This is a genomic window from Enterococcus viikkiensis, assembly GCF_005405345.1.
Taxonomy (GTDB): domain Bacteria; phylum Bacillota; class Bacilli; order Lactobacillales; family Enterococcaceae; genus Enterococcus_A; species Enterococcus_A viikkiensis.
In genome coordinates this window covers 24573-46840 of sequence record NZ_BJDW01000018.1, presented here as the reverse complement: position 1 = coordinate 46840, position 22268 = coordinate 24573, and the positions used below count along the sequence as shown (strand labels likewise).

21 protein-coding genes are annotated in these 22268 nt (G+C 39.6%); 16 read left to right on the top strand and 5 right to left on the bottom strand.

What is annotated here, in order from left to right:
• Positions 1 to 603: 603 nt before the first annotated feature.
• A complete protein-coding gene (spxA, locus tag FFM67_RS09515; RefSeq protein ID WP_071863184.1) occupies positions 604 to 1002 on the top strand; it encodes a transcriptional regulator SpxA in 399 nt (132 codons plus the stop codon).
• An 86-nt stretch (positions 1003 to 1088) separates the two neighbouring features.
• Here the strand turns inward: spxA and FFM67_RS09510 are convergent, their stop codons facing one another.
• The gene (locus FFM67_RS09510; RefSeq protein ID WP_137614329.1) at positions 1089 to 1694 is read right to left on the bottom strand and encodes an HAD family hydrolase; all 606 of its coding nucleotides are present in this window, start codon (positions 1692 to 1694) and stop codon (positions 1089 to 1091) included.
• Between the two features lie 216 nt (positions 1695 to 1910).
• Here FFM67_RS09510 and FFM67_RS09505 point away from each other — a divergent pair, with 216 nt between their 5' ends.
• From FFM67_RS09505 to FFM67_RS09485, 5 genes are all read left to right on the top strand, one after another.
• Positions 1911 to 2555 carry an adaptor protein MecA gene (locus FFM67_RS09505; RefSeq protein WP_137614328.1) on the top strand — a complete coding sequence of 215 codons (645 nt, stop codon included), beginning with the start codon at positions 1911 to 1913 and terminating at the stop codon, positions 2553 to 2555.
• Positions 2556 to 2655: 100 nt separating this feature from the next.
• On the top strand, positions 2656 to 3639 hold the full coding sequence (locus FFM67_RS09500) for a competence protein CoiA (RefSeq protein WP_246042971.1): 984 nt from the start codon (positions 2656 to 2658) through the stop codon (positions 3637 to 3639).
• Positions 3640 to 3820: 181 nt separating this feature from the next.
• Positions 3821 to 5638 carry an oligoendopeptidase F gene (pepF, locus tag FFM67_RS09495; protein ID WP_137614327.1) on the top strand — a complete coding sequence of 606 codons (1818 nt, stop codon included), beginning with the start codon at positions 3821 to 3823 and terminating at the stop codon, positions 5636 to 5638.
• 306 nt (positions 5639 to 5944) lie between these two features.
• Positions 5945 to 7123, top strand: a complete 1179-nt coding sequence (locus FFM67_RS09490; protein ID WP_137614326.1) for a class C sortase — start codon at positions 5945 to 5947, stop codon at positions 7121 to 7123.
• 1 nt (position 7124) lies between these two features.
• Positions 7125 to 8300, top strand: coding sequence for a class C sortase (locus FFM67_RS09485; protein ID WP_137614325.1), 1176 nt, complete (start codon positions 7125 to 7127; stop codon positions 8298 to 8300).
• Positions 8301 to 8337: 37 nt separating this feature from the next.
• On the opposite strand, the gene FFM67_RS09480 is transcribed toward FFM67_RS09485, so the two are convergent.
• Positions 8338 to 8985: a DsbA family protein gene (locus FFM67_RS09480; RefSeq protein ID WP_137614324.1), complete on the bottom strand. Its 648-nt coding sequence runs from the start codon at positions 8983 to 8985 to the stop codon at positions 8338 to 8340.
• Complete coding sequence (locus tag FFM67_RS09475) at positions 8982 to 9590, bottom strand: CYTH domain-containing protein (protein WP_137614323.1); 609 nt, start codon at positions 9588 to 9590, stop codon at positions 8982 to 8984. The genes FFM67_RS09480 and FFM67_RS09475 overlap by 4 nt, the downstream gene beginning before the upstream one ends.
• A gap of 200 nt (positions 9591 to 9790) precedes the next feature.
• On the opposite strand from FFM67_RS09475, the gene yjbM reads away from it, so the two are divergent.
• The 5 genes from yjbM (at position 9791) to FFM67_RS09450 (ending at position 14230) form a co-directional block, all read left to right on the top strand.
• Positions 9791 to 10456 carry a GTP diphosphokinase gene (gene yjbM, locus FFM67_RS09470; RefSeq protein WP_137614322.1) on the top strand — a complete coding sequence of 222 codons (666 nt, stop codon included), beginning with the start codon at positions 9791 to 9793 and terminating at the stop codon, positions 10454 to 10456.
• Positions 10428 to 11231, top strand: a complete 804-nt coding sequence (locus tag FFM67_RS09465; RefSeq protein ID WP_137614321.1) for an NAD kinase — start codon at positions 10428 to 10430, stop codon at positions 11229 to 11231. The genes yjbM and FFM67_RS09465 overlap by 29 nt, the downstream gene beginning before the upstream one ends.
• Position 11232: 1 nt before the next feature.
• Complete coding sequence (locus tag FFM67_RS09460; RefSeq protein ID WP_137614320.1) at positions 11233 to 12141, top strand: RluA family pseudouridine synthase; 909 nt, start codon at positions 11233 to 11235, stop codon at positions 12139 to 12141.
• Between the two features lie 237 nt (positions 12142 to 12378).
• Positions 12379 to 13749, top strand: a complete 1371-nt coding sequence (gene mgtE, locus FFM67_RS09455) for a magnesium transporter (protein WP_137614319.1) — start codon at positions 12379 to 12381, stop codon at positions 13747 to 13749.
• A gap of 40 nt (positions 13750 to 13789) precedes the next feature.
• The gene (locus FFM67_RS09450) at positions 13790 to 14230 is read left to right on the top strand and encodes an NUDIX hydrolase (RefSeq protein WP_137614318.1); all 441 of its coding nucleotides are present in this window, start codon (positions 13790 to 13792) and stop codon (positions 14228 to 14230) included.
• A 19-nt stretch (positions 14231 to 14249) separates the two neighbouring features.
• On the opposite strand, the gene FFM67_RS09445 is transcribed toward FFM67_RS09450, so the two are convergent.
• Complete coding sequence (locus FFM67_RS09445) at positions 14250 to 15050, bottom strand: MurR/RpiR family transcriptional regulator (RefSeq protein WP_137614317.1); 801 nt, start codon at positions 15048 to 15050, stop codon at positions 14250 to 14252.
• A 159-nt stretch (positions 15051 to 15209) separates the two neighbouring features.
• On the opposite strand from FFM67_RS09445, the gene FFM67_RS09440 reads away from it, so the two are divergent.
• Positions 15210 to 16658 carry a glycoside hydrolase family 1 protein gene (locus FFM67_RS09440; protein WP_137614316.1) on the top strand — a complete coding sequence of 483 codons (1449 nt, stop codon included), beginning with the start codon at positions 15210 to 15212 and terminating at the stop codon, positions 16656 to 16658.
• A gap of 55 nt (positions 16659 to 16713) precedes the next feature.
• On the opposite strand, the gene FFM67_RS09435 is transcribed toward FFM67_RS09440, so the two are convergent.
• Positions 16714 to 17349 (bottom strand): copper homeostasis protein CutC, encoded by a 636-nt coding sequence (locus tag FFM67_RS09435; RefSeq protein ID WP_137614315.1) that lies wholly within the window; start codon positions 17347 to 17349, stop codon positions 16714 to 16716.
• Between the two features lie 134 nt (positions 17350 to 17483).
• Between FFM67_RS09435 and FFM67_RS09430 the strand changes: the two genes are divergently transcribed.
• From FFM67_RS09430 to recD2, 4 genes are all read left to right on the top strand, one after another.
• The gene (locus tag FFM67_RS09430; RefSeq protein ID WP_137614314.1) at positions 17484 to 18311 is read left to right on the top strand and encodes a methyltransferase domain-containing protein; all 828 of its coding nucleotides are present in this window, start codon (positions 17484 to 17486) and stop codon (positions 18309 to 18311) included.
• Between the two features lie 320 nt (positions 18312 to 18631).
• A complete protein-coding gene (trmL, locus tag FFM67_RS09425) occupies positions 18632 to 19138 on the top strand; it encodes a tRNA (uridine(34)/cytosine(34)/5-carboxymethylaminomethyluridine(34)-2'-O)-methyltransferase TrmL (RefSeq protein ID WP_137614313.1) in 507 nt (168 codons plus the stop codon).
• Positions 19139 to 19195: 57 nt separating this feature from the next.
• Positions 19196 to 19852: a histidine phosphatase family protein gene (locus FFM67_RS09420; RefSeq protein ID WP_137614312.1), complete on the top strand. Its 657-nt coding sequence runs from the start codon at positions 19196 to 19198 to the stop codon at positions 19850 to 19852.
• Between the two features lie 14 nt (positions 19853 to 19866).
• Complete coding sequence (gene recD2, locus FFM67_RS09415) at positions 19867 to 22266, top strand: SF1B family DNA helicase RecD2 (RefSeq protein ID WP_137614311.1); 2400 nt, start codon at positions 19867 to 19869, stop codon at positions 22264 to 22266.
• Positions 22267 to 22268 lie beyond the last annotated feature (2 nt).

The following is a 22268-nucleotide window of genomic DNA, read 5'->3' as shown; positions in this document are numbered from 1 at the left end:
ATTCTTTGGTCAGAACTATTTTGAGTGTAGCACAAATGGCTTTTTTAGTTGTCTAGCTTAATTTTACAATCGGCGATGAATGAAAACTGTACCTATAAAAAGAGAAAAATTATTAAAAAAATTTTGATACAGAAACCCAAAAAAAGAAGTAGAATAAAATAACTATAATTTAAGAATAATAGTAAAAGAATGGTTTTGGTTACCTAAAATTATTTTGAAAGATGGTTATATTATTTGGCTTTGAGCATGTTTTTTTTAAAATTATAAAGCTTGTTAAGTAATTTACGCATAAATAAAAAAATTTTATTTTCAATTTATGTTTAAATTTATCGAAAAAAATTTAAATTAAATAGTACAGATTTAACCGTTGTTATAGCACTGCATAAAATGAGTTTTATGCCATTGTATTCTCATTTTAATTCAACCTACTAGCTCGGATAGCTTTTGTTAGGTTGTCTTTAATTAAATAACACTAATATTTGTAAAAAAAAAAGGAAGTACCTCTTTTTTTTGTTACCTTTTTTTTGTATAATAGAAACAGATAGCAGGAGATAGGTTACACCTGTTACAAAAATAAGAGAGTCAAGAAAAGGAGTGATATGTATGTTGACGCTATATACTTCCCCTAGTTGCACATCATGTCGGAAAGCACGTGCTTGGCTGCAGGAACATGAGATTCCCTATGTTGAACGAAATATCTTCTCTGAGCCGTTGAATATCGATGAGTTGAAAGATATTTTACAGATGACGGAAGATGGAACTGAAGAGATTATTTCTACTCGTTCTAAAGTTTTCCAAAAGTTGAATATGGATTTAGATGAACTGTCACTAAAAGAATTACTGGATTTGGTGAAAGAAAACCCAGGTCTGTTACGTCGCCCAATTATGATCGATGAAAAAAGATTACAAGTTGGATTTAATGAAGACGAAATCCGTCGCTTCTTGCCTCGAGATGTTCGTCAGTATGAATTACGTCAAGCACAATTAATGGCTGGATTATAGAAACAAATGCCTCGCAGTTGCGAGGCATTTTTATTTTATATTCATAAAATGAAACATGGACCATTAGATGGGCTGATTTCACGATTTTATAGCTGGATAAATTGAGAAAAATCTTGTATTAAATCTGAATAGTCTTTTCTGAAATGGAACCCTCGCATACCTGTTTCTTCAGCAGCTAAAATATTCGGTGCAGAATCATCGATAAAGTAGCACTCGGCAGGATTTAGCTGAAAGTGGCTATAAAAAGTTCGAAAAATCTGATACTCAGGTTTTGCTAATTTCCAATCTGACGAGATAAAAATACCATCAAAAGCGTTATAACTAGGAATAGTTTCTTCGAATAGATAAAAATCTTGCGGGGCATTGGATAGCAAGTAAATTTTTAAGCCTTGATCCTTTAATTTTTGTGGAAGTTCCTCCATGTGTGGTAGGGGGTTTAGGCCGTGATACCAAGTATGCAACAAATCTTCAGTGATTTCATGTAAATCTTTTGGTAGCCGAGTTTTCACAGATAATAAAAGTTCCTGGCTAGTAAGGGTTCCTTTGTCAAAGCGCAGCCAGTCGATGGAACCAAAAATTTCTTTCATAAGCAGTTTCTGCTTTTTTTCGTCAGCGGTTTTTTCTCGAATAAATCTTATTGGATCAAAATCCACTAAAACATTGCCTAAATCAAATACGATATTCTTGATCATTAAAAGACCTCCTTCACTAAAAGTATACGTTAGACGAACGATCAAACCAAGTATTTCTGATTCGTTCAAATGGATGTAAAAACTAAGAGAAACATTCGTAATAGACTGTTTGTCTTTGTTTATAGGAATTTAATAAAATCTGTCGGCATTCTTTACTTTTAAACGGAATCAGTTACAATGAACATATAATCTATCTTTAAAGTGAGGTGTGCCAAGATGGAGATGGAACACATCAATGAGAATACGATCCGAGTCATTATCGAAAATGAAGATTTAGCTGAACGAGGGATCACTTTTTTGGATCTTTTAGGAAATCATCGTGAGATCGAATCTTTCTTCTATAGTATTCTGGAAGAAGTCGATATTGAAGATGAGTTTAAGAGCAGTGAGGCAGTCACATTTCAAGTACTTCCCAAAAATGACGGATTGGAACTATTTATCAGCAAGAACTTGACGCCTGAGGATATCAGTAAAATGAATAACTCGACTGAATTTGAAGTCAATGATTTTGACCAACTAATTCGGCAACAAATTTTAACGAATTCGGAAAGTCTTGAAGAGAATAGCAATAAGAACAATCTGCGTGTTTTCCAATTAAGCAGTTTTGAAGATATGATCGAGCTTGCAAGCTATCATTTTTTAGATGATGCCTGGTGTGATCTATATCTGTTAAATGAGACGTATTATGTACAAGTGTACTTCGATCCTGAAATTTATGGAGAGTATGCGTTAGCTAATGCGACAGCGGAGATTTTAGAATATGCTTCAGCTTCTTCCGTCTCTACTGAAATGTTAGAAGAATACGGAAAGCTGTTGATGCAGCGTGACGCGATCGAGATTACGCGGGCTCATTTCAGTTAAATTGTTTTTTAATACCATCGCTAGTTTTAGCGTTGGTATTTTTTTTGTCACCGTTTTAGAAGTCAATGGTTTTTGCGTATCTTTTTATGAGGTGAGGAAGATGCTGTTTGCTTATACTGATGAAAAGAAAATGATTGAAGCGGCAATGGTCAAAGAAAACCAAATTTGTTTTTGCCCAGATTGTGGAGAACGATTAATACGTAAAGTAGGAAAGATAAAAATTCCCCACTTTTCACATTTTAATCATAGTCATTGTGTGGGACTAAGTGAAGGTGAGACGCCAGAACATTTAGAACTAAAAGCACTTTTTTTGAAATGGGGCGCCCGATTTGAAGTCAACTGGAAGCTAGAGCAGCCATTAACCGATTTGCCTCAAAGACCAGATCTGCTAAATGAGCAACTAGCCGTTGAAATTCAATGTTCAAGTATCCAAGGTTCTCGTTTGAAGGAGCGGATTGTTGGCTATCAGGAAAAAAACTATCAAGACTGGTGGCTGTTGGGTCAAAGGTTGTGGCCGAAAGAAACATTTACTTCATTACAAAAGCAATTTTGTTCTTTTGATAAAGAGAAGGGACTGCACCTTTGGCTGATTGAAAAAAAGCAGATTCGTTTACTTTACCATATTCATGATAATAAAGGATTGGTCTACAGAGAAAGACAGTGGCCGGCTTTTTCGCTTCCTTTAAAGCGAATTTTCCATTCGACAAACTATCAAAAACCATTGAAAATTGTTCCTTCGAGAGAAAATATTCTTTTGAATAAGCAGACGTTGAGTGTCAAATTGGTTCAAAGCAATCCTAGAATTCTTAAATTACAGCAGTTTTTCTACCAAGAGCGCCGCCATCTTTTGTATCTAACGGAGTGGATCTATTTTCCTAGTCGCTATTTTTTCTTTTATCAAGAGGATGTCTTCCTCTTTCGTTATTTATTTCAAAGGGAAGCAAAGCATGCTTCACGAATTTTCACAAAGTTCATGGACTATCGTGCAGCGAACCAACGAGAGTGGCTCTTTCATCGAGTCAATCAGCAAGAAATATTGGAACGGCTGTATCTTGAAGCCATTTTTTTGTCAAAGAAAGGCTAAAGTTTATTTTCAACCAGCTCTTTTTAAAATTACTTTTTGTGAAATTATGGTAAGATTGAGGATGAAAATAGCTAGGATGTCCATTGCATCAGCTTGCGATCTTGTAGATTGAAGCAGAGAAGACATTGTGAAGCCTGTTTTTTTCCTTAAAAATAGTTTGAAAAGAGTTAGGAGTGTTTTTATGAGTGAAGCAAAACAATTGCCAAAACGTCAAGAGATTCCAGCTGAATTGACCTGGGACTTAACGAAAATTTTTGCAGATGATGCGGCCTTTGAAAAGGAGTTCCAATCTCTATCTGCTGAATTGTCAAAAGTTACGGAAATTAAAGGAACACTAAACCAAGGAGCCATAGATTTCCTTAAAGCAATCGAATATGTCTTAGATGTTTATCGTAAAGCTGAAGTTGTCTATGTATATGCTCACTTGAAGAATGATGAGGATACAGCGAATGCGACGAATCAAGCGCTCTATGCTCGTGCATCTAGCTTAATCGCCCAAGTCAGTGAAGCAGTCAGCTGGTTTGAACCGGAAATGCTGCAACTTTCTGATGATGCGATCTGGAATTATTTTGAAGCAGAACCGAAGCTTGAAATGTATCGCCATTTTGTTGAGCAGATTATTTCAGAAAGAGCGCATATTTTACCAGCAGAGCAGGAAGCATTGTTGGCTGGTGCCAGTGAGATTTTTGGCAGTGCCTCAGACACGTTTTCAATTATGAACAATGCGGATTTAAAATTCCCAGTTGTTAAAAATGAAGCAGGTGAAGATGTTCAATTGACTCATGGTGTTTATGGTCAGCTGTTGGAAAGTACGGACCGAAAAGTCAGGGAGCAAGCTTTTAGGGCCTTGTATTCAGTTTATCATCAATTCCGTAATACTTTCGCTTCGACCTTGAGCGCTCACGTGAAGAATCATAATTATAAAGCCAAAGTTCGGGGATATTCATCTGCTCGTGCAGCGGCTCTAAGTGGGAATCACATTCCGGAAGATGTCTACGAGACACTGACTTTAGTGGTCAACCAATACTTGCCGTTATTGCATCGCTATGTTGAATTGCGGAAGGAATTGCTAGAACTTGAGGACTTGCATATGTATGATCTATATACGCCGCTTTTAGCAGAAGCTCCGATTAAATACACGTATGAAGAAGCCCAAGCCAAAGCACTAGAAGCACTGAAACCACTAGGAGAAGATTATTTAAGTGTAGTGAAAAAAGCCTTCTCTGAACGTTGGATCGATGTCGTTGAAAATCAAGGAAAACGTAGTGGTGCTTATTCTTCAGGTGCTTATGATACCCAACCTTATATTTTATTAAATTGGCATGATCGTTTAGATGAATTGTATACGTTAGTCCACGAAATGGGTCACAGTGTCCACAGCTATTTCACGCGCAGCACGCAACCCTATGTTTACGGGGATTATTCGATCTTCTTAGCAGAGATTGCTTCAACGACCAATGAAAATATCTTAACGAGTTATTTACTACAAACCGAGAAAGATCCGAAGGTCCGGGCCTATATCATCAATCACTTTCTTGATGGGTTTAAAGGTACGATTTTCCGGCAGACACAGTTTGCAGAATTTGAACATTTTATTCACACCGCCGATGCGGCAGGTGACCCATTGACCAGTGAATATCTAAGCAACTATTATGGTGAGCTGAACGCAAAATATTATGGTCCAATCGTGATCAATGATGAAGAAATCAAGGATGAATGGTCACGGATTCCGCATTTCTACTATAATTATTATGTGTATCAATATGCGACTGGTTTTTCAGCTGCAATTGCTTTGTCGAAACGAATCGTTGAAGGAGAGCCTGAGGCCTTAGAAAAATATTTGACGTATTTGAAATCCGGCAGCAGCGATTATCCAATCGAAGTCATGAAGCGGGCCGGTGTCGATATGACTCAGCCAGCGTATATCGAAGATGCGATGGAGGTCTTTGCTTTACGTCTCGATGAATTAGAGGAATTAGTAGCAGAATTAAAACAATAATGATGGATGAAGCTAGGAAAAGGTTTCCTAGCTTCTTTTTTGTCTTCTACTGACTATTTTTTTCGGTTAGAAAACGTATTCCAGCAGTTGAACGATGGTTTCATGTACTATGCTACGAAGCCATTTCAAAGCAAAATTTATAGAAAAGAACTAACTTATCAGTATCAAACCGAGCGAGTTTACGTGGCCTCGAGTGAGGTGGGAAATAATTTATTTGTATTCAAATTGTTGAAAGAAAATTTACAATTGGAATTTCTCTTTTAAGAATGAGTATGCGAGAATTAGCATAAAAAGGGGTGGGTACACATGCATAAACCAGAGAGACGAGATAAGATCGATCTGCTGTTGAAGTTGTCTATTGCAATGATGTTTATCACTGGTTTTTTGATCTTTATGTATCCATTCGTGGTTGATTCGATTAATAATTTTGTTGACCAACAGCGGCTAGAAGAAGTCCAAGATAAAATGGAAGCTCGTTCTGAAGCCGATAAAAAGAAACGTTTAGATAAATTGGAACAGGAAAATAAAAAACTGCGAACGATTATTCCAGGAGCAGGAAGTTTTGATGATCCTTTTGAAAGTTCTTTGCGAGGAACCAAAAGCCCAAAAAAGGAATACTACGAAAAACATATGATCGGAGCCATTTTTATTCCTAAAATTAAAGTAAGCTTGCCCGTCTACGATCAAACGGATGATTTTTTGTTGGACAAGGGAGCGACTGTTTTACAGGGAACCTCTTTTCCTGTTGGCGGGTCAAGTACTCATTCAGTAATCACAGGTCATTCTGGCTTGCCAGATAAAAGACTATTTACTGACTTGGAAGCATTAAAGAAGCAAGACAAGTTTTACCTACATATAGAAGGAAAAAAATTAGCTTATCAAGTAGAAAAGATTAAGAGAGTCAAACCTGATAACTTTAATGCACTCAAAATTGAAAAGAATCGCGATTTAGTGACACTATTAACCTGCACACCTTATGGCGTTAATAGTCATCGCTTATTAGTCACGGCCCATCGGATTAAATACCCGGTCCAAGCAGCTGAGAAAATCAAGGAAACGGAAAAGTACCATCGACAGCGCGTCTTTTATTTAGTAGCAGGTTGTCTGTTTTTCCTAATTATTTTTGGCTATTTTGTTTGGCGCAAGATTATCCTTTATCAATCGAAGAAACGGGATTACACTTTTGTCTTTTATCTCTATGAAGCGGGCGAAACGGTGCCAGGTGTTCGTGCCTTGTTGACACAAAAACACAACGTGGTTCGTTTGGATGGCAGACTAGTTCATACAGTCAGTGATGCGAATGGAAAAATTGAATTTCAGAAAATTCCCGGTGGGATTTATCGCGTTGAGACCGAAAACGGTCTGAGTGTGAAAGGGAAAGTTTGGCGCCTGAAGGATCGTACATTCAAAATTTTAGGGCGCCGGGGCTATACGTTGATAAAACAACGGATTAAGCATTACGTGATCGAAAGCAAGGTGAAGTAGCATGAGTCAGACTTCTAACAAAGGTGCCAAAAAACAAATGATCAGTAAGATTTTAATGATTTTCGTCTTTTTGGCTGGGGTATTAGTGATGGCCTATCCCTTTTATAGCAATGCGGTGAATACTTTTATCGATGAAAAACGAATGGAAGAAGTGCAACGGCGAAATCAAGAACAAAATAAAGAGCAAGTTCGTAAAACAAAAGAAAAAATGAAAAAACGCAACGAAGAACTGAAGAAAAATGGTCTGATTCCATTAGCTGATCCTTTTACCAATGACAATGAACGTAGGATCGTTTCGGATAACTATATCCGTAGCCATTTAATTGGAGCCATTAGCATCCCAAGTATTGAGATTACACTACCATTATTTGATAGGACGAATGAGAAACTGTTGCAAGAAGGAGCTACGGTTTTGCAAGGAACGTCTTACCCTACTGGTGGAATCAATACGCACTCAGTGATTTCAGCTCATAGTGGCTTGCCTGAGAAAAAACTTTTTACTGATTTAGAAGAGGTAAAGATCGGTGAAGTTTTCGTCATTACTTTATTTGAAGATAAGCTGGCCTATAAAGTAGATAAAATCGATGTGGTCGATCCGAAAGATACTTCGATTATTGAGATTGATCCGGGTCGAGATATTGTTACGTTGTTGACCTGTACGCCTTATATGATTAATAGTCACCGCTTATTAGTGACAGGCCATCGAGTGCCTTATACTGAGGAAATGGCGAAAACAATCAATCAGGCGAATAAAACTCGAAAGTTGAAACAGCTTTTGATTTTAATTGGTCTAGGATTGACGGTTTTACTGCTGCTTATAGGCATTTATCGAGCGATCCATAGTTATTTATTGAAGCAACGATTTTTTAATTTGAATGTGGCACGAGTAGATAGAACTGGAATTGGTTTGGCGGATAAACGGTTTGCTTTATATAGCAGAAATGGGAAACGACCAATTCAAAAAGACGGTGTACCACTAATAGCGATGACTAATGAAAAAGGTCATGCACGGTTTGAAAATATTCCTGGTGGAGTCTACTGTATTAAAGAAACTAGTGGCATCAGTTTTAAGGTGGGAATTAAAAAATTAAGACAAGAAAAAATTAGTCTTTATTTGATGAAAGCACAAAAGGAATATATTTTTACTAGAGAGAATCGTGTGTGGATCAAAAAATAAAAAAGCGGTCATTGCTAAGAGCAATGACCGCTTTTTTTCAAATGAGCGATAGATGACATTCTGGTGGAACTCGTTTAATTGATGTGTTTTTACTTTGAGACTTTAAAAATGCCACCAATAAATCTGGCGTATTATATGTATTTAGGATATGAAGGATCGTATCGCAGCCTTCAATTCGAACACCAGCATCGCAGTCCCCGTCATAATTGTAAATGACAGCAGAAGGATGCAAAGTAATCTCCATCTCATTAGCGATCTGTTGATCCGCTAAAAATGCTTCATTTGTAAATTCAGAACGACGATCCTCTAAAAACATTTCCAGATCGCCACCAATTTGAGTGAATAATTGAATCGCTAATTTTTTGGAATAAGGTTTGTTTTCTTCACCCACTGCGTGTTGCAGTGCGATCAAAAAGTCGCGTCCGCGTTTTTTTCCTTGAAGCTGCGCCGCTTTGACATCTAAAGCAGCAGAATAAATTTCTTGAGATAAATCTTTACGTAAGTGAAGGTCTTTTTCTGATCCACCAATCCGTTTCATGAATTCAGAAATCGTCTTGAGATTCATAATAGGGACCAGACGTAATTGGATCTTGAGATCACATTGATCAATCAGTTCAATTACACGCCGTTCGATCGTTAAACATTTTCTGCCGATCGGATTAACAAACAAATAAATCTCAATCACCGAGGGTTCTCCTTTCTATTATCCAGTTGCTGTTGTGCTGCAACTGCTCGCGCGATCTTATTTTGGGTTGCGCGATAAGGGAAGTCAAATTTATGCAAAAATTGTTTGAAGTCTTGTAAGGAGAACTGATCGTTGGATACTTCAAGTTCCAGTTCAAAATCATGCTGGCCACTGTACCAACTTTCATCCAGTGCTAATTTTCCTTCAGGAACGTTCAATTCTGCACGTTGAGTTGTTAATTTGCCAATTAGTTTTAATTCATTAAAGTTGATGTTTAATAAGTCTAAACGCTGCAAAATTTCTTTTGCATCAAAAGCAAAGCGATGCTTCGTAAGAGCCACTTCAACCTGTTCAGGTGTTAACGAGTCGGTTACTTCTAAAAGACCAACGGCTTGAGGAATTTTCAAGGTTGCTTCTGCATGTTTATCAAACTGACGGATCCTTAAACCCATATGGTTCTCTTTCAACTGCCAATCGACAGTGTCATAGTACCAATTGGTTTGTTGGATGGTTTGAGAAAGCGAGAGTTGATAGAAACGGAAGACATGTTCATACTCTGACTTTGTTAACATCGATTTGAATTCGATTTCAATTTCTTCGCTCAATACACTAACCCCTAGTTAAATTTTTCCTACATAAGGCAACCTTACATAGATTAACATATTCAGTCAAATAATCAGCCTAGTGTTTGTGAAAATGTTAGTATTTTGTAATATTTGTTAAATAACAAAAATGTCAGAATTTTTTCTCCGAGAGGTTTGTGATAAGATAAGGAAGGAATGGAAAAAGAAGTGAGGGATTTGCGATGGAGAGAGACTGGGATACATTTCTTGCCCCCTATGAATTAGCAGTGGCTGAGTTAAAAATTAAGTTGCGAGGATTGCGAAAACAGTACCGCAATAGCGGTGAGCATGTGCCGATTGAATTTGTAACAGGTCGGGTAAAACCCGTTGAAAGTATTTTAAATAAAGCTGAGTTGCGAGGGATTGCATTAGATCGGTTGGAAGATGAAATGTCTGATATGGCTGGTATGCGAATTATGTGTCAGTTTGTAGAGGACATTCATTTAGTCGTGGATATTTTGCGCCGACGTAATGATATGAAAATTATTCAAGAGCGTGATTACATCACTAATCGTAAAGCCAGCGGCTATCGCTCGTATCATCTGGTGATTGAGTACCCTGTCCAGATGTTAGAAGGCGAGAAGAAGCTCTTAGCGGAAATCCAAATTCGAACGCTGTCAATGAATTTTTGGGCAACGATTGAGCACTCATTGAATTATAAATATAAAGGACAAATTCCTGAAGATATTGATCAGCGTCTGTTTCGAGCGGCAGAAGCGGCGTATCAACTAGATGAAGAAATGTCTAGCATTCGCGATGAAATCCAAGAAGCACAACACTTGTTTAATCGTAAGGAACAAAAAAAGGAAGTGAAACAGCGTGGTATTACGGATCGGGATCATCCATAATCAAGAAGAAAAATCGATTCGCGTCCTCCAACGGTTACGCGGCTTACTGGCGATGAAAGACGATCTAGAAATTGTAGATCGTGATCCGCAGCTCGTGATTACTATCGGCGGAGATGGTACTTTGCTGTCGGCTTTTCATCGCTACAGTCATCGACTGAATGAAGTGCGCTTTTTAGGAGTTCATACAGGGCATCTCGGTTTTTATACAGACTGGCGTGATTACGAATTGCCTGAATTGGTTAATAGTTTAAGCGATGAACAAGGAACAAGCGTCAGCTATCCGTTACTGGATATTGTGGTAACCTCAGCCAACGGTCAACACCAGCATTTTTTAGCGCTGAATGAATCAACGATCAGAAAAGGGAGCCGTACAATGGTGGCGGATGTTTATATTAAGGAAGAATTATTTGAACGGTTCCGTGGAGATGGCTTATCTATTTCTACGCCAACTGGCTCAACGGCCTATAATAAAAGTGTCGGCGGAGCAGTGGTTCATCCTAGTATCAACGCGATGCAGCTGGCGGAGATCGCTTCTTTAAACAATCGGGTCTTTCGGACGCTTGGTTCGCCAAGTATTATCGGCTCTCATGAATGGATCGATGTTCAATTAAAAAGCAGTGGAGAGCATTTGATTACCATTGATCAATTAGATATAAACAGTAAAGAAGTGGTTTCAATTAAATATAAAATTGCTGATGAACGAATTCACTTCGCTTCCTATCGGCACATGCATTTTTGGCATCGCGTGAAGGATGCCTTTATTCGAGAGGACTAACATGAGATTCGAATGGACTTATCAAGGACAAGAGAGATTGCTTGTACGGACATTTTTACGTCATCAGGGCATCTCAAAAAAATTACTAGCTAAAATTAAATTTCAAGGTGGAAAAATTTTCGTCAATCAGACAGAACAAAACGTCTTGTTTTCTTTAAATACCCATGATATGGTAACTGTTGTGATTCCAGACGAAGAGCCCCATGAAACGTTATTGGCAGACGACGTACCGATCGAGATCATTTTTGAAGATCAGCATGTTTTGGTCGTCAATAAACCGGCGGGGATCGCGTCAATCCCTGCACAGTATCATCCACGAGGGACCATGGCGAATCGCGTCAAGGCCTATTATGTTGCGCAAAATTATCCGGATCAAGTCGTACATGTCGTGACGCGCTTGGATCGAGATACTTCAGGTTTGATGCTCTTTGCCAAGCATGGCTTTGCCCATGCGAAGTTGGATCAAGAACTGCAGCAAAAACGGTTTATCAAAAAGTACCAAGCGTTAGTTTCAGGGACGATTGCCAGTTTAAAAGACCACGACACGATTGCTTTACCGATTGGTCGGGATATGTCATCTTTGATAAAACGTCAAGTGATTGAGACTGGTCAACAAGCGGAAACGGAATATTGGTTAGCTAAACGAGGCGCCAATTGTGCTTTAGTCGATATCCAGCTCCACACAGGGAGAACCCATCAAATTCGTGTGCATTTTTCAGCGATTGGTTGTCCTTTGTTGGGTGATGAGCTGTATGGTGGTACGATGAATTTAGGAATCGAACGGCAAGCGCTGCATTGCTATGCGTTATCATTTATTCATCCGTTTAGCGGTGAAAGAATCGCCTTAGAGCTTCCTTTAGCACCGGACATGGCTAAAATAGCAGATAAAATAGAATCAAAAAATTCATAAGAATGAACAAAGTTCTCAGTTGTGAACAGCAAACTATTTTTTCTTTATAGAAAAAATAGTTCATTAAAAACGAGCGAGGTTGCCAGTTCTGCTATTAGCAGCAACGAGAAAGTGAAGCAGTCAAAGAAAGTCGTACTTATTAAACGATCTTGACAAGCAGAATGGTATCCGAAGCGAGCATCAACCTATTTTTTCTAAAAGAAAAAATAATTCATAAAAACGAGCGAGGTGAGATTGATGGATGAAAACCAGGAGGAATTAGAAGCGCTTTTCCAGCAATTAAGGGAGGAGCTGCACCAGAATCATTTGCAGGAGTTCCGCGATGAATTTTTAGAAATGCACTTCTATGATCAAGGCCAATTTTATCAATCGTTAAACCCGAATGAGCGTCACCTGATTTACTCGTACTTGTCGCCGAAGGAACTGGCGGATATGTTTGATGTGATCGAAGAAGATGATGAACATGTTGATGAGTATTTAAATGAAATGCGCCCGCAGTATGCGGCGGATATGTTATCAGAAATGTACACGGATAACGCGGTGGATTTACTGAATGAGTTAGAGAAAAAACCGGTAGCTAAATATCTAAGTTTGATGGACTCTGAACACGCCAATGAGATTCGCGATTTACTTCATTATGAAGATGACACAGCCGGTTCTTTGATGACTACCGAGTATGTGGCCATTGTAGCGAATCAAACGATGCGTTCGGCCATGTATGTTTTAAAAAAAGAAGCTCAAATTGCCGAGACAATCTACTATACTTATGTAGTAAACGACGACAATCAATTAGTCGGAGTTATTTCTTTGCGCGATTTGATTGTCAACGATGACGATACGATGGTTTCTGAGGTCATGAGTGAACGAGTGATCGCGGTGCACGTTGGGGACGATCAAGAAGATGTTGCTCAAACCTTCCGGGATTATGACTTTCTAGCACTACCGGTAACGGATTATGATGATCATTTATTAGGAATCGTGACAGTCGATGATATCATTGATGTCATCGATGACGAAGCGGCCAGCGACTACTCTGGATTGGCCGGGGTCAATGTTGAAGAAGTCGATGAAAATCCGGTTAAGTCAGCGTCACGGCGGTTGCCGTGGTTGATTACGCTGCTATTTTTAGGGATGACGACAGCGACCTTGATCAATCATTATGAAGAACTAGTAAGTAAAGCGAGTATTCTAGCGGTGTTTATTTCTTTGATCACCGGAACGGCCGGAAATGCTGGAACGCAATCACTAGCCGTGGCAGTCAGACGTTTGGCGATTGCTGATAATAATGAGAAAAATTTTGGTAAAATGATTTTAGGAGAAATTTTAACGGGGCTAGTAACCGGTTTTGTGACGGGCGTGACGATTTTTATTATCGTTGGCATTTGGAAGCATAATTTTATCTTAGGCTTTGTAATTGGCACAGCGATGATGGCCGCGATCACGGTTGCCAACTTGGCTGGCAGCTGGATTCCGATGATCATGGAGCGCTTGGGCTTTGACCCGGCGGTTGCCAGCGGTCCTTTTATTACTACATTGAGTGATTTAACGAGTGTGCTGATTTATTTTAATATTGCGAGTTTGTTTATGGAGCGGTTTATTAATCATTAAGTTATTACCAAAAGACATATGCTGAAGGTAGTGAAAAATTTTGAAAAAAGCTTATGCCATCGTTATCCGAAATGGATTGATTTTATTGGTTCGTCGTCCAGGAATGCCCATTTGGGATTTGCCAGGAGGAGACCTTTTACCAAATGAAAATGAGCGAGACGGTATGCGCAGATTAATCTCCGAACTGCTTTCTTTTAATAGTACTGTTGAGGACTTGATCGGGATCTATACCAAAGAACATTACGAAGAAATCACGTATATATACAAGGTGCAGGAAGCCGTTTCTCAAAGTCGAATGGAGTCTCACGATTATGCAGATTTCAGCTTCTTTGATATTCATAATCTACCGCTAAATGTCTATCCGGATCGTCAACGCCAGATTAAGGATTATTTAACTGGCCGTTTTCCTGTGCGCTTGCGCCTAAAAGAAAATAAATGGCTGTTTAAATTGAAAAGCTTCATCAAAGAAAAAAGAAAATGATGCGCAAACAACCTGCGAATCATTTTCTTTTTTCGTTTAGACTGGCATAGCGACGAACAAAATAATCGCAGAAAAATTCCAGCGGATAATTTCCGATTTGGACATAATTGGTGCTAGTCAAATTGAGAACTTGATCAAAAAGATTGGTCATTAGGTTCTGCGTATGCTGAGTGATTAAGACGGAATGAGCTGGCCGATGACTGATTTGGTTAATTAAATCGACATGACTGGTTAAAATAGTTCCGTAAGACGAAAGCACAAGGATTACAGTTTGTTCGTCTGCTTGCTGAATCGCTTTTTTCTGTAGCTCCTCGTTTTCAGGGACATGGATCAATTTATTTGAAGCGCTAAAGGCGATCTGCATATTACGAGCCAGTTCTAATGTTGTGGTATAGCCGATCAAAATAATTTTTTCAGCTTGCTGGATTTTTTCAAGTAATTGATCAATCTCTTGGTAATCAATTTTCTCAAGAATATCCTTTAATGCCGACGTGATTTCAGCGGCGTAATTGGCTAGAAAGATTTCTGGCTGTTCTTGTAACTTTTGAAAGTCAGACGCTCTCATCCTTAATGCGTTATAGCTTTTTATCCGCTCGTTGATCGTCAGCGCTTCTCGCAAGTGTGAAAAGGAAGAAAAGCCAAAGGCCTGACAGAAACGGGTCATCGTAGCAGGTGACACGAAACAGCGTTTCGCGATTTGTGAGATAGTTAAGTGCTGGATCTCTTTTTGATGAGTAAACAAATAGACAATAATTTTTGAATAAGTTTTATCAGAAGGGTGTCGATTCAAGTAATTGAACAACTCATAAATAGGAAACATAGGGAATACTCCTTTTTTGATGATTCATTTTCATAACTATGAAAATAAGTGCCGAAAAAGAAAATGGATCGGCCAAGCTGAAACTAGAACCGTTTCCATTTGTGCTAGACTAATAAAGTAAAGACAATTATACACTATTTGTTTAGAAGGGATGAGAAGATGAGTAAATTTCCAGATAACTTTTTATGGGGCGGAGCCGTTGCCGCAAACCAATGGGAAGGGGCCTACCTAGAAGATGGAAAAGGTTGGTCAACAGCGGATACCGCACTTTTTGAGGAAAATCCTGATAAAGTGAATCTTTCACTGCTACAACCGATGACTACGGAAAAAATAGAATTCGCAAAAAATGATACGGAGGGAATTTATCCGAAACGTTTTGGAATCGACTCGTATCATCGTTATAAAGAAGATATCGCGCTTTTTGCTGAAATGGGCTTCAAAACTTTTCGTTTATCGATCTCTTGGCCGCGCATTTTCCCAAATGGTGACGACAGTGAGCCTAACGAAGCAGGCTTGGCATTTTATGATGCACTTTTTGATGAGTGTTTGGCCTATGGAATTGAGCCTTTAGTAACGATCTCTCATTATGAGTTTCCTTTAGCCTTGGCGCTAAAACAAAATGGTTGGGAAAGTCGCGAAACAGTTGATGCCTTTGTGCGCTATGCAAAAGTCTTGTTTAAACGCTATCAAGGAAAGGTTAAGTATTGGCTAACCTTCAATGAGATCAATATTATTGGCATGACGGGGTATTTAAGCGGGGGCTTATTGGCGGATAAAACGGACAATATGCTGCAAGCACAATTTCAAGCCGCTCATCATCAGTTCATCGCCAGTGCTTTAACGGTTGAAGCGTGTCATGAAATGCTGCCAGATGCTCAGATTGGTTGCATGCTAGCGCGCCAAGAAGCCTATCCTGAAACATCCAACCCGCTGGATGTTATGGAAAGTATCAAGGCTGATCAGATGAATTTATTCTATTCTGATGTACAGATCCGTGGCTATTATCCACGTTATATGGATAAATTCTTCCGAGAACATCAAATTGAAATTAAAAAGGAAGCCGGCGACGATGCGATTTTGAAGGCGGGGACTGTTGACTTCATGTCTTTTAGCTACTACATGAGCAGTATCGCTTCTCATGAAAAAGCCGCCGAAGAAACTGGTGGAAATCTTTTAGGTTCGAAGAAAAATCCGTATTTAGCAACCAGCGATTGGGGCTGGCAAATTGATCCTATGGGACTACGAATCACACTGCATAAATTATACGATCGCTACCAGATTCCTTTGTACATTGTTGAAAATGGTTTAGGCGCGAAGGATGTCGTTACCGAAGATGGACAGATCCATGATAGTTATCGGATCGATTATTTAAGAGACCACATCGAGGAAATGGCACTGGCAATTGACGAAGGAGTGGAGCTGATGGGGTACACGCCGTGGGGCTGCATTGATTTAATCAGCGCCAGCACTAGTGAGATGGCAAAACGTTACGGTTTTATTTATGTCGATCAAGACGATAAAGGCAACGGTACACTGAAACGCTTGAAAAAGGATTCCTTCTATTGGTATAAGGAAGTCATTGCCACAAACGGTGAAGACTTAGGCTAAATAATATCCCCGCGACAGCATCATGGATGACTGTTGCGGGGGTTTTATTCAATTTTTAAAATTTCACAACTTTTGTTCCATGAACTTCATGGATACCTAAGGATTCGGCGATTCTTTCCGCATTGTCAGCGTTAATCCCGCCGCCAGGTAAAATAATGATCCGACCCGCCGCATAATCAATTAACTCTTTTAAATGAGGCAAGTTGTCTTCGATGGAGGTATCTAACGACCCACCGTGAGTCAAAATTCGGTCGATGCCTAGTTTAGCGAACCAATCGATCGTTTTGAATTGTTCTTCCTTAGAAAGCTCATCAAAGGCCATGTGGAAGGTTGTCAATAAGCCTTCACTATTGCCTAAAAGCATTTCCAACGCTTCTTCATCAACTTCATTATCCGGTGTCAAACAGCCAAAAACAACCCCGTCTGTTCCAGCATTTTTCGCATGAATCAAATCGTTTTCCATGATTTTCAATTCAATATCATTATAGACAAAATTTCCGCTACGAGGACGAATCATAGTCATCACTGGTACGTGCTTTTCACTAGTATAAGCTAAGACTTCTTCAATCACGCCGATACTTGGCGTTGTTCCGCCAACGGCTAGATTGTCACACAATTCGATCCGACCAGCTCCCGCTTGGATCGCTTGAGGAATGTTTGTGTAATTTTCAGCGCAAAATTCTTTAATCATTAAATAGCCTCCTTGATTCTCATCTAAAATATTCTTTAAAAAAATTCTATTCTTGTTCCGCAACTAGTTTAGCATATCTCGACGATAGTAGGAATAAAAGAACTATGCTATGATAACCAAAAGGAAGTGGCAAAATGTTAAAAAAAATTGAACGGGGCGCTAATTTTTTGGCCAAGCAACAAGCACTGTTTCGTTGCCCAAAATGCCACCGCGAAATGATTCAAAAGGAAAAAAGTTTAACTTGTGAGAATGGTCATCGCTTTGATTTAGCGAAGAAAGGCACACTTTATTTTTTAGATCATCAAATTAAAAGTGAGTATGATCAGGAAATGTTTGCACCCCGAGGCCGAATGATCCGTTCCGGTATGTATCAGCCAGTGGTCGAAAAAATCGCCGAACTGATGCAAACAGGGAATGTATTAGATGTAGGTTGTGGAGAGGGCAGTTTCTTGCAGCAGCTTAATCGGCTGAATGAAAATCCTGTGACGATCGGCTTTGATATTGCTAAAGAAGGAATTTATTTAGCAAGCAATCAGCCCATAGACGCATTTTGGTGTGTAGCGGATCTGACGAATTTGCCCTTTGCGGATCAATCCTTCGATACAATCTTGAATATTTTTTCACCTTCCCAGTATCGTGAGTTCAAGCGCGTATTGAAACCTAACGGCTGTGTAATCAAGATCGTTCCACAAACAAACTATTTAAAAGAATTGCGAGCAGTCTATCGACCTGATGGGGAAAGTTATTCTAACGAGGCAGTTATTCAACGTTTCACAGAAGAAATGACCGTGGCTCAACGGGAACGTGTCACCTATGAATTTGAAATTCCAGAAAATAACCGATTGGACCTCTTAGAGATGTCACCCCTTGAATGGCAAGTCTCACCAGAAATAAAAGCAAATTTAGCTGCGAACCCGTTAAAAAAAATAACGATTGATGTCGAGATATTAAAAGGCTATTAGAGTAATCGCTTTCATAAGAATTTGTGAAAACAGATGGTTGCATTTGTGACTTCGTGATGTTATAGTAGCAACAAGTTGTTTTTCATTGGTTTTTATCAGGTTCCTGTTCTGATAAAAGTTAGTGAAAAGTGCTTCACTAACGTAGCGACTCGCCGTGCTAGACACCGAGTTGGTACGTTTTTTTTTTGATTTTGGAAAAAATCACCTCGATGATTGAGTGCGCTGTCGATTCAGCTTCAGCAGCTCCCAAGATCATTTGTCTAATAAAACAAGCTGTAAACCAGCAAAGATCATAAATTAAGAAAAAGAAGGGTACTAGCATGACAAATCATATTGTATTATTTGAACCACAAATTCCAGCAAACACCGGAAATATCGCCCGCACGTGTGCGGCAACAAATTCTCCGCTACATTTGATCGAGCCATTAGGATTTTCAACGGACGATAAGCATTTAAAACGAGCAGGACTCGATTATTGGAATGATGTAAACATCACTTATCATAAAGATTTAGCGGCTTTTCTTGACTATCTTGGTGATCAACAATTGCATCTAATAACAAAATTCGCCAATGCAACCTATTCAGAAGTGGATTACACAGATGATGCCGATCATTTTTTCATGTTTGGTAAAGAGACTACAGGTTTGCCAGAAGAATTTATGCGGGAAAATGAGGACAAATGTTTACGGATTCCAATGAACGATGAACACGTTCGCTCATTGAATCTGTCCAACACAGTGGCGTTAGTGGTGTACGAAGCATTGCGCCAGCAAGATTATCCGCAGCTAGAATTGACGCATCACTATGACCACGATAAGTTAGACTAAGTGAATGGATAGTCAACGAATTAGGAATGAAATCTAAAGAGTAAGGAACTGGATTGGATGAAAATTTATTTTACCCGCCACGGAAAAACCCGTTGGAATGATGAAAAAAGATTTCAAGGCATGATGGGAGACTCGCCTTTATTGCCTGAGAGTATCGAAGCAATTAAAGCATTAGGCCAGGAATTAAAGGATATTCCCTTTGAAAAAATCTATACTAGCAGCTTGAAGCGGGCTTATTTGACAGCAGAAGGCATCAATAAACAATTAACCCAACCGACGGAGATTATTCGAACGGATGAGTTACGTGAGCTGGGCTTAGGAACCCTTGAAGGACAATTGATCCCAGTTATTGAGGAGCGTTATCCTAAAGATATGGTAAATCTGCGAAATCATTTGGACCTGTATGATCCAACGCCCTTTGAAGGTGAGAAAATTGAAGACATGCTGAAGCGGATTAATGATTTTGTCGCAGAAGCAGTGGCAGAAGCCCAAACGGGTCCGCTGCTTTTTGTCGGTCATGGAGCGGCATTGACCGCGGCAATCCAAGCTTTAAACGGCAAACCCTTAGCAGAATTACGTGATATGGGCGGTTTATACAATAATAGTTTGACCATTTTAGAGGCAAAATCTAGCCAGCCGCCGTATGAAATGATCCAATGGAATGATGTCAGCTTTTTAGCAGGAACAGGCTCGAAACCCGACTCATTACTTTAAGAAGGAGGGACAAAATGTCGGAAGAACAGTTATACATCGTGGGCACGCTAAAAGCCATTTTCTTTCAAAACCCCAGCAATTTTTATAAAGTTCTGCTGGTAAAAGTTAGCGAGACCAACAGCGATTATCTCGAACAGGAAATCGTCATAACGGGCAGCTTTGGCGATGTGCAAGAAGATGAAGAATATCGCTTCTTGGGGCATTTTGTTGAACATCCTCGCTATGGAAAACAATTTTTGGTGGAAAGTTATGAACAGGCGCATCCAACTTCGGCGAATGGGTTGATCAATTATTTATCTAGTGAAAAATTTCCCGGAATTGGTAAAAAGACCGCTGAAAAAATCATTGAGGTATTAGGCGAAGAAGCGATCGATGAGATCATCGAAAATCCGGCGGTGCTGGCACGGATTCCCAATTTGAATGCTAAGAAACAAAAGGTCGTCGTCGAAACCCTGCGGCAAAATCACGGAATGGAAAAAATTATCATGGGTTTAGGGCGCTATGGCTTTGGCAGTCAGCTCTCCTTTGCAATTTTTCAAACCTATCGTAATGAAGCTTTGGATGTGATCGCGGAAAATCCATATCAGCTAGTGGAGGATATCGAAGGAATCGGCTTTAAAAAGGCGGACAGCTTGGCAGAACAGCTTGGTATCGCGGCGGATAGTCCACAGCGGATTCGGGCGGCGATTTTTCATCAAGTTAATGAAGATGCCAACCAAAGTGGCGACACGTATGTGGAAGCTCAGCAATTATTAACCGAGGTTTTGCAATTATTAGAAACCACACGACCTGTTGAGATCGCTCCCGATCAAATTGCAACGATGATTATTCAGTTAGTAGAAGAAGAAAAAATTCAGCAAGAAGCAACCAAAATCTATGAGAACACGTTGTTTTACAGTGAGTGGGGAATTGCTTCTTCTATCGAACGGTTGTTGGCCCGTAAAAAGGAAATCAATTATCCGCAAAAGACGGTGGATAAAAAATTACGAATCATTGAAAAGCAATTAAAGATTACGTATGGTGACTCACAAGATCAAGCAATCAAAGAAGCGATTCGTTCACCGTTGTTTATCTTAACGGGGGGTCCCGGAACAGGGAAAACCACGGTGATTAACGGGATTGTTACATTATTCGCTGAGTTGAATGAGTTATCTTTAGACCCGAAAGACTATACTAACGCGATCTTTCCGATTTTATTAGCGGCTCCCACCGGACGGGCAGCCAAGCGGATGAATGAAACGACCGGTCTGCCTGCCAGTACGATCCACCGATTATTAGGTTTGAATGCCAACAATGAGACACCCGATATTGAAGCCAAAGAATTAGATGGGGGCTTGTTAATCGTAGACGAGATGTCGATGGTAGATACATGGCTCGCAAATACTTTATTAAAAGCAATCCCTGATAACATGCAAGTCATCTTCGTAGGAGATAAGGATCAATTGCCCTCTGTCGGTCCGGGTCAAGTTTTCCATGACTTGCTGCAAATTGAGGCTATTCCCAAAATGGAGCTAACGGATATTTATCGTCAAGGGGATGGCTCTTCGATTATTCCACTGGCGCATGAAATCAAAGACGGCAAGCTGCCGCAAGATTTTAGACAAAATCAAAAGGACCGTTCATTCATTGCTTGCCACGCTTTTCAAATGGAAGAAGTGGTTAAGCAGATCGTCGAGCGAGCAAAGAAAAAAGGTTACACTGCCCAAGATGTTCAAGTCTTAGCACCAATGTATCGCGGACCAGCAGGGATTGATGCAATTAATAAGATGATGCAGGAAATTTTCAATCCTAACGATGGACGAAAAAAAGAAGTTCAGTGGAACGATGTTGTTTATCGCATTGGAGACAAAGTTTTACAGTTAGTCAACAATCCGGAGCTGAATGTGTTCAATGGTGATATGGGGATGATCGTAGGGATCATTCCAGCGAAGGAATCGGAAGACAAAGTCGATGAATTAGTGATCCAATTTGATAGTAATGAAGTCAGCTACAAACGTTCCGAATGGAATAAGATCAAACTTTCTTACTGCTGCTCGATTCATAAAGCGCAAGGCAGCGAGTTCAAAATGGTACTGCTGCCGATGGTGAAGCAATATTCTCGCATGCTGCAACGAAATTTATTGTATACGGCAGTGACTCGTAGTAAGGATTTGTTGATCCTGTTAGGTGAAGAGGAAGCCTTTCAAGCATGTGTCAATAAAGAATCGGCCGTGCGAAAGACGACTTTGATTGAACGAATCACTAAAGGCACTGCCGATGCACCCGAAAAACCTAAGGAAGAACCTTTTGAAGGATCAGAACAGCCTGTATCTGATACCAAAGACCCGACCATCTTGACACCTAAACTAATCACTGCACAAACCATCGATCCAATGATCGGAATGGAAGGCACAACACCAGCGATGTTTATGTAAAA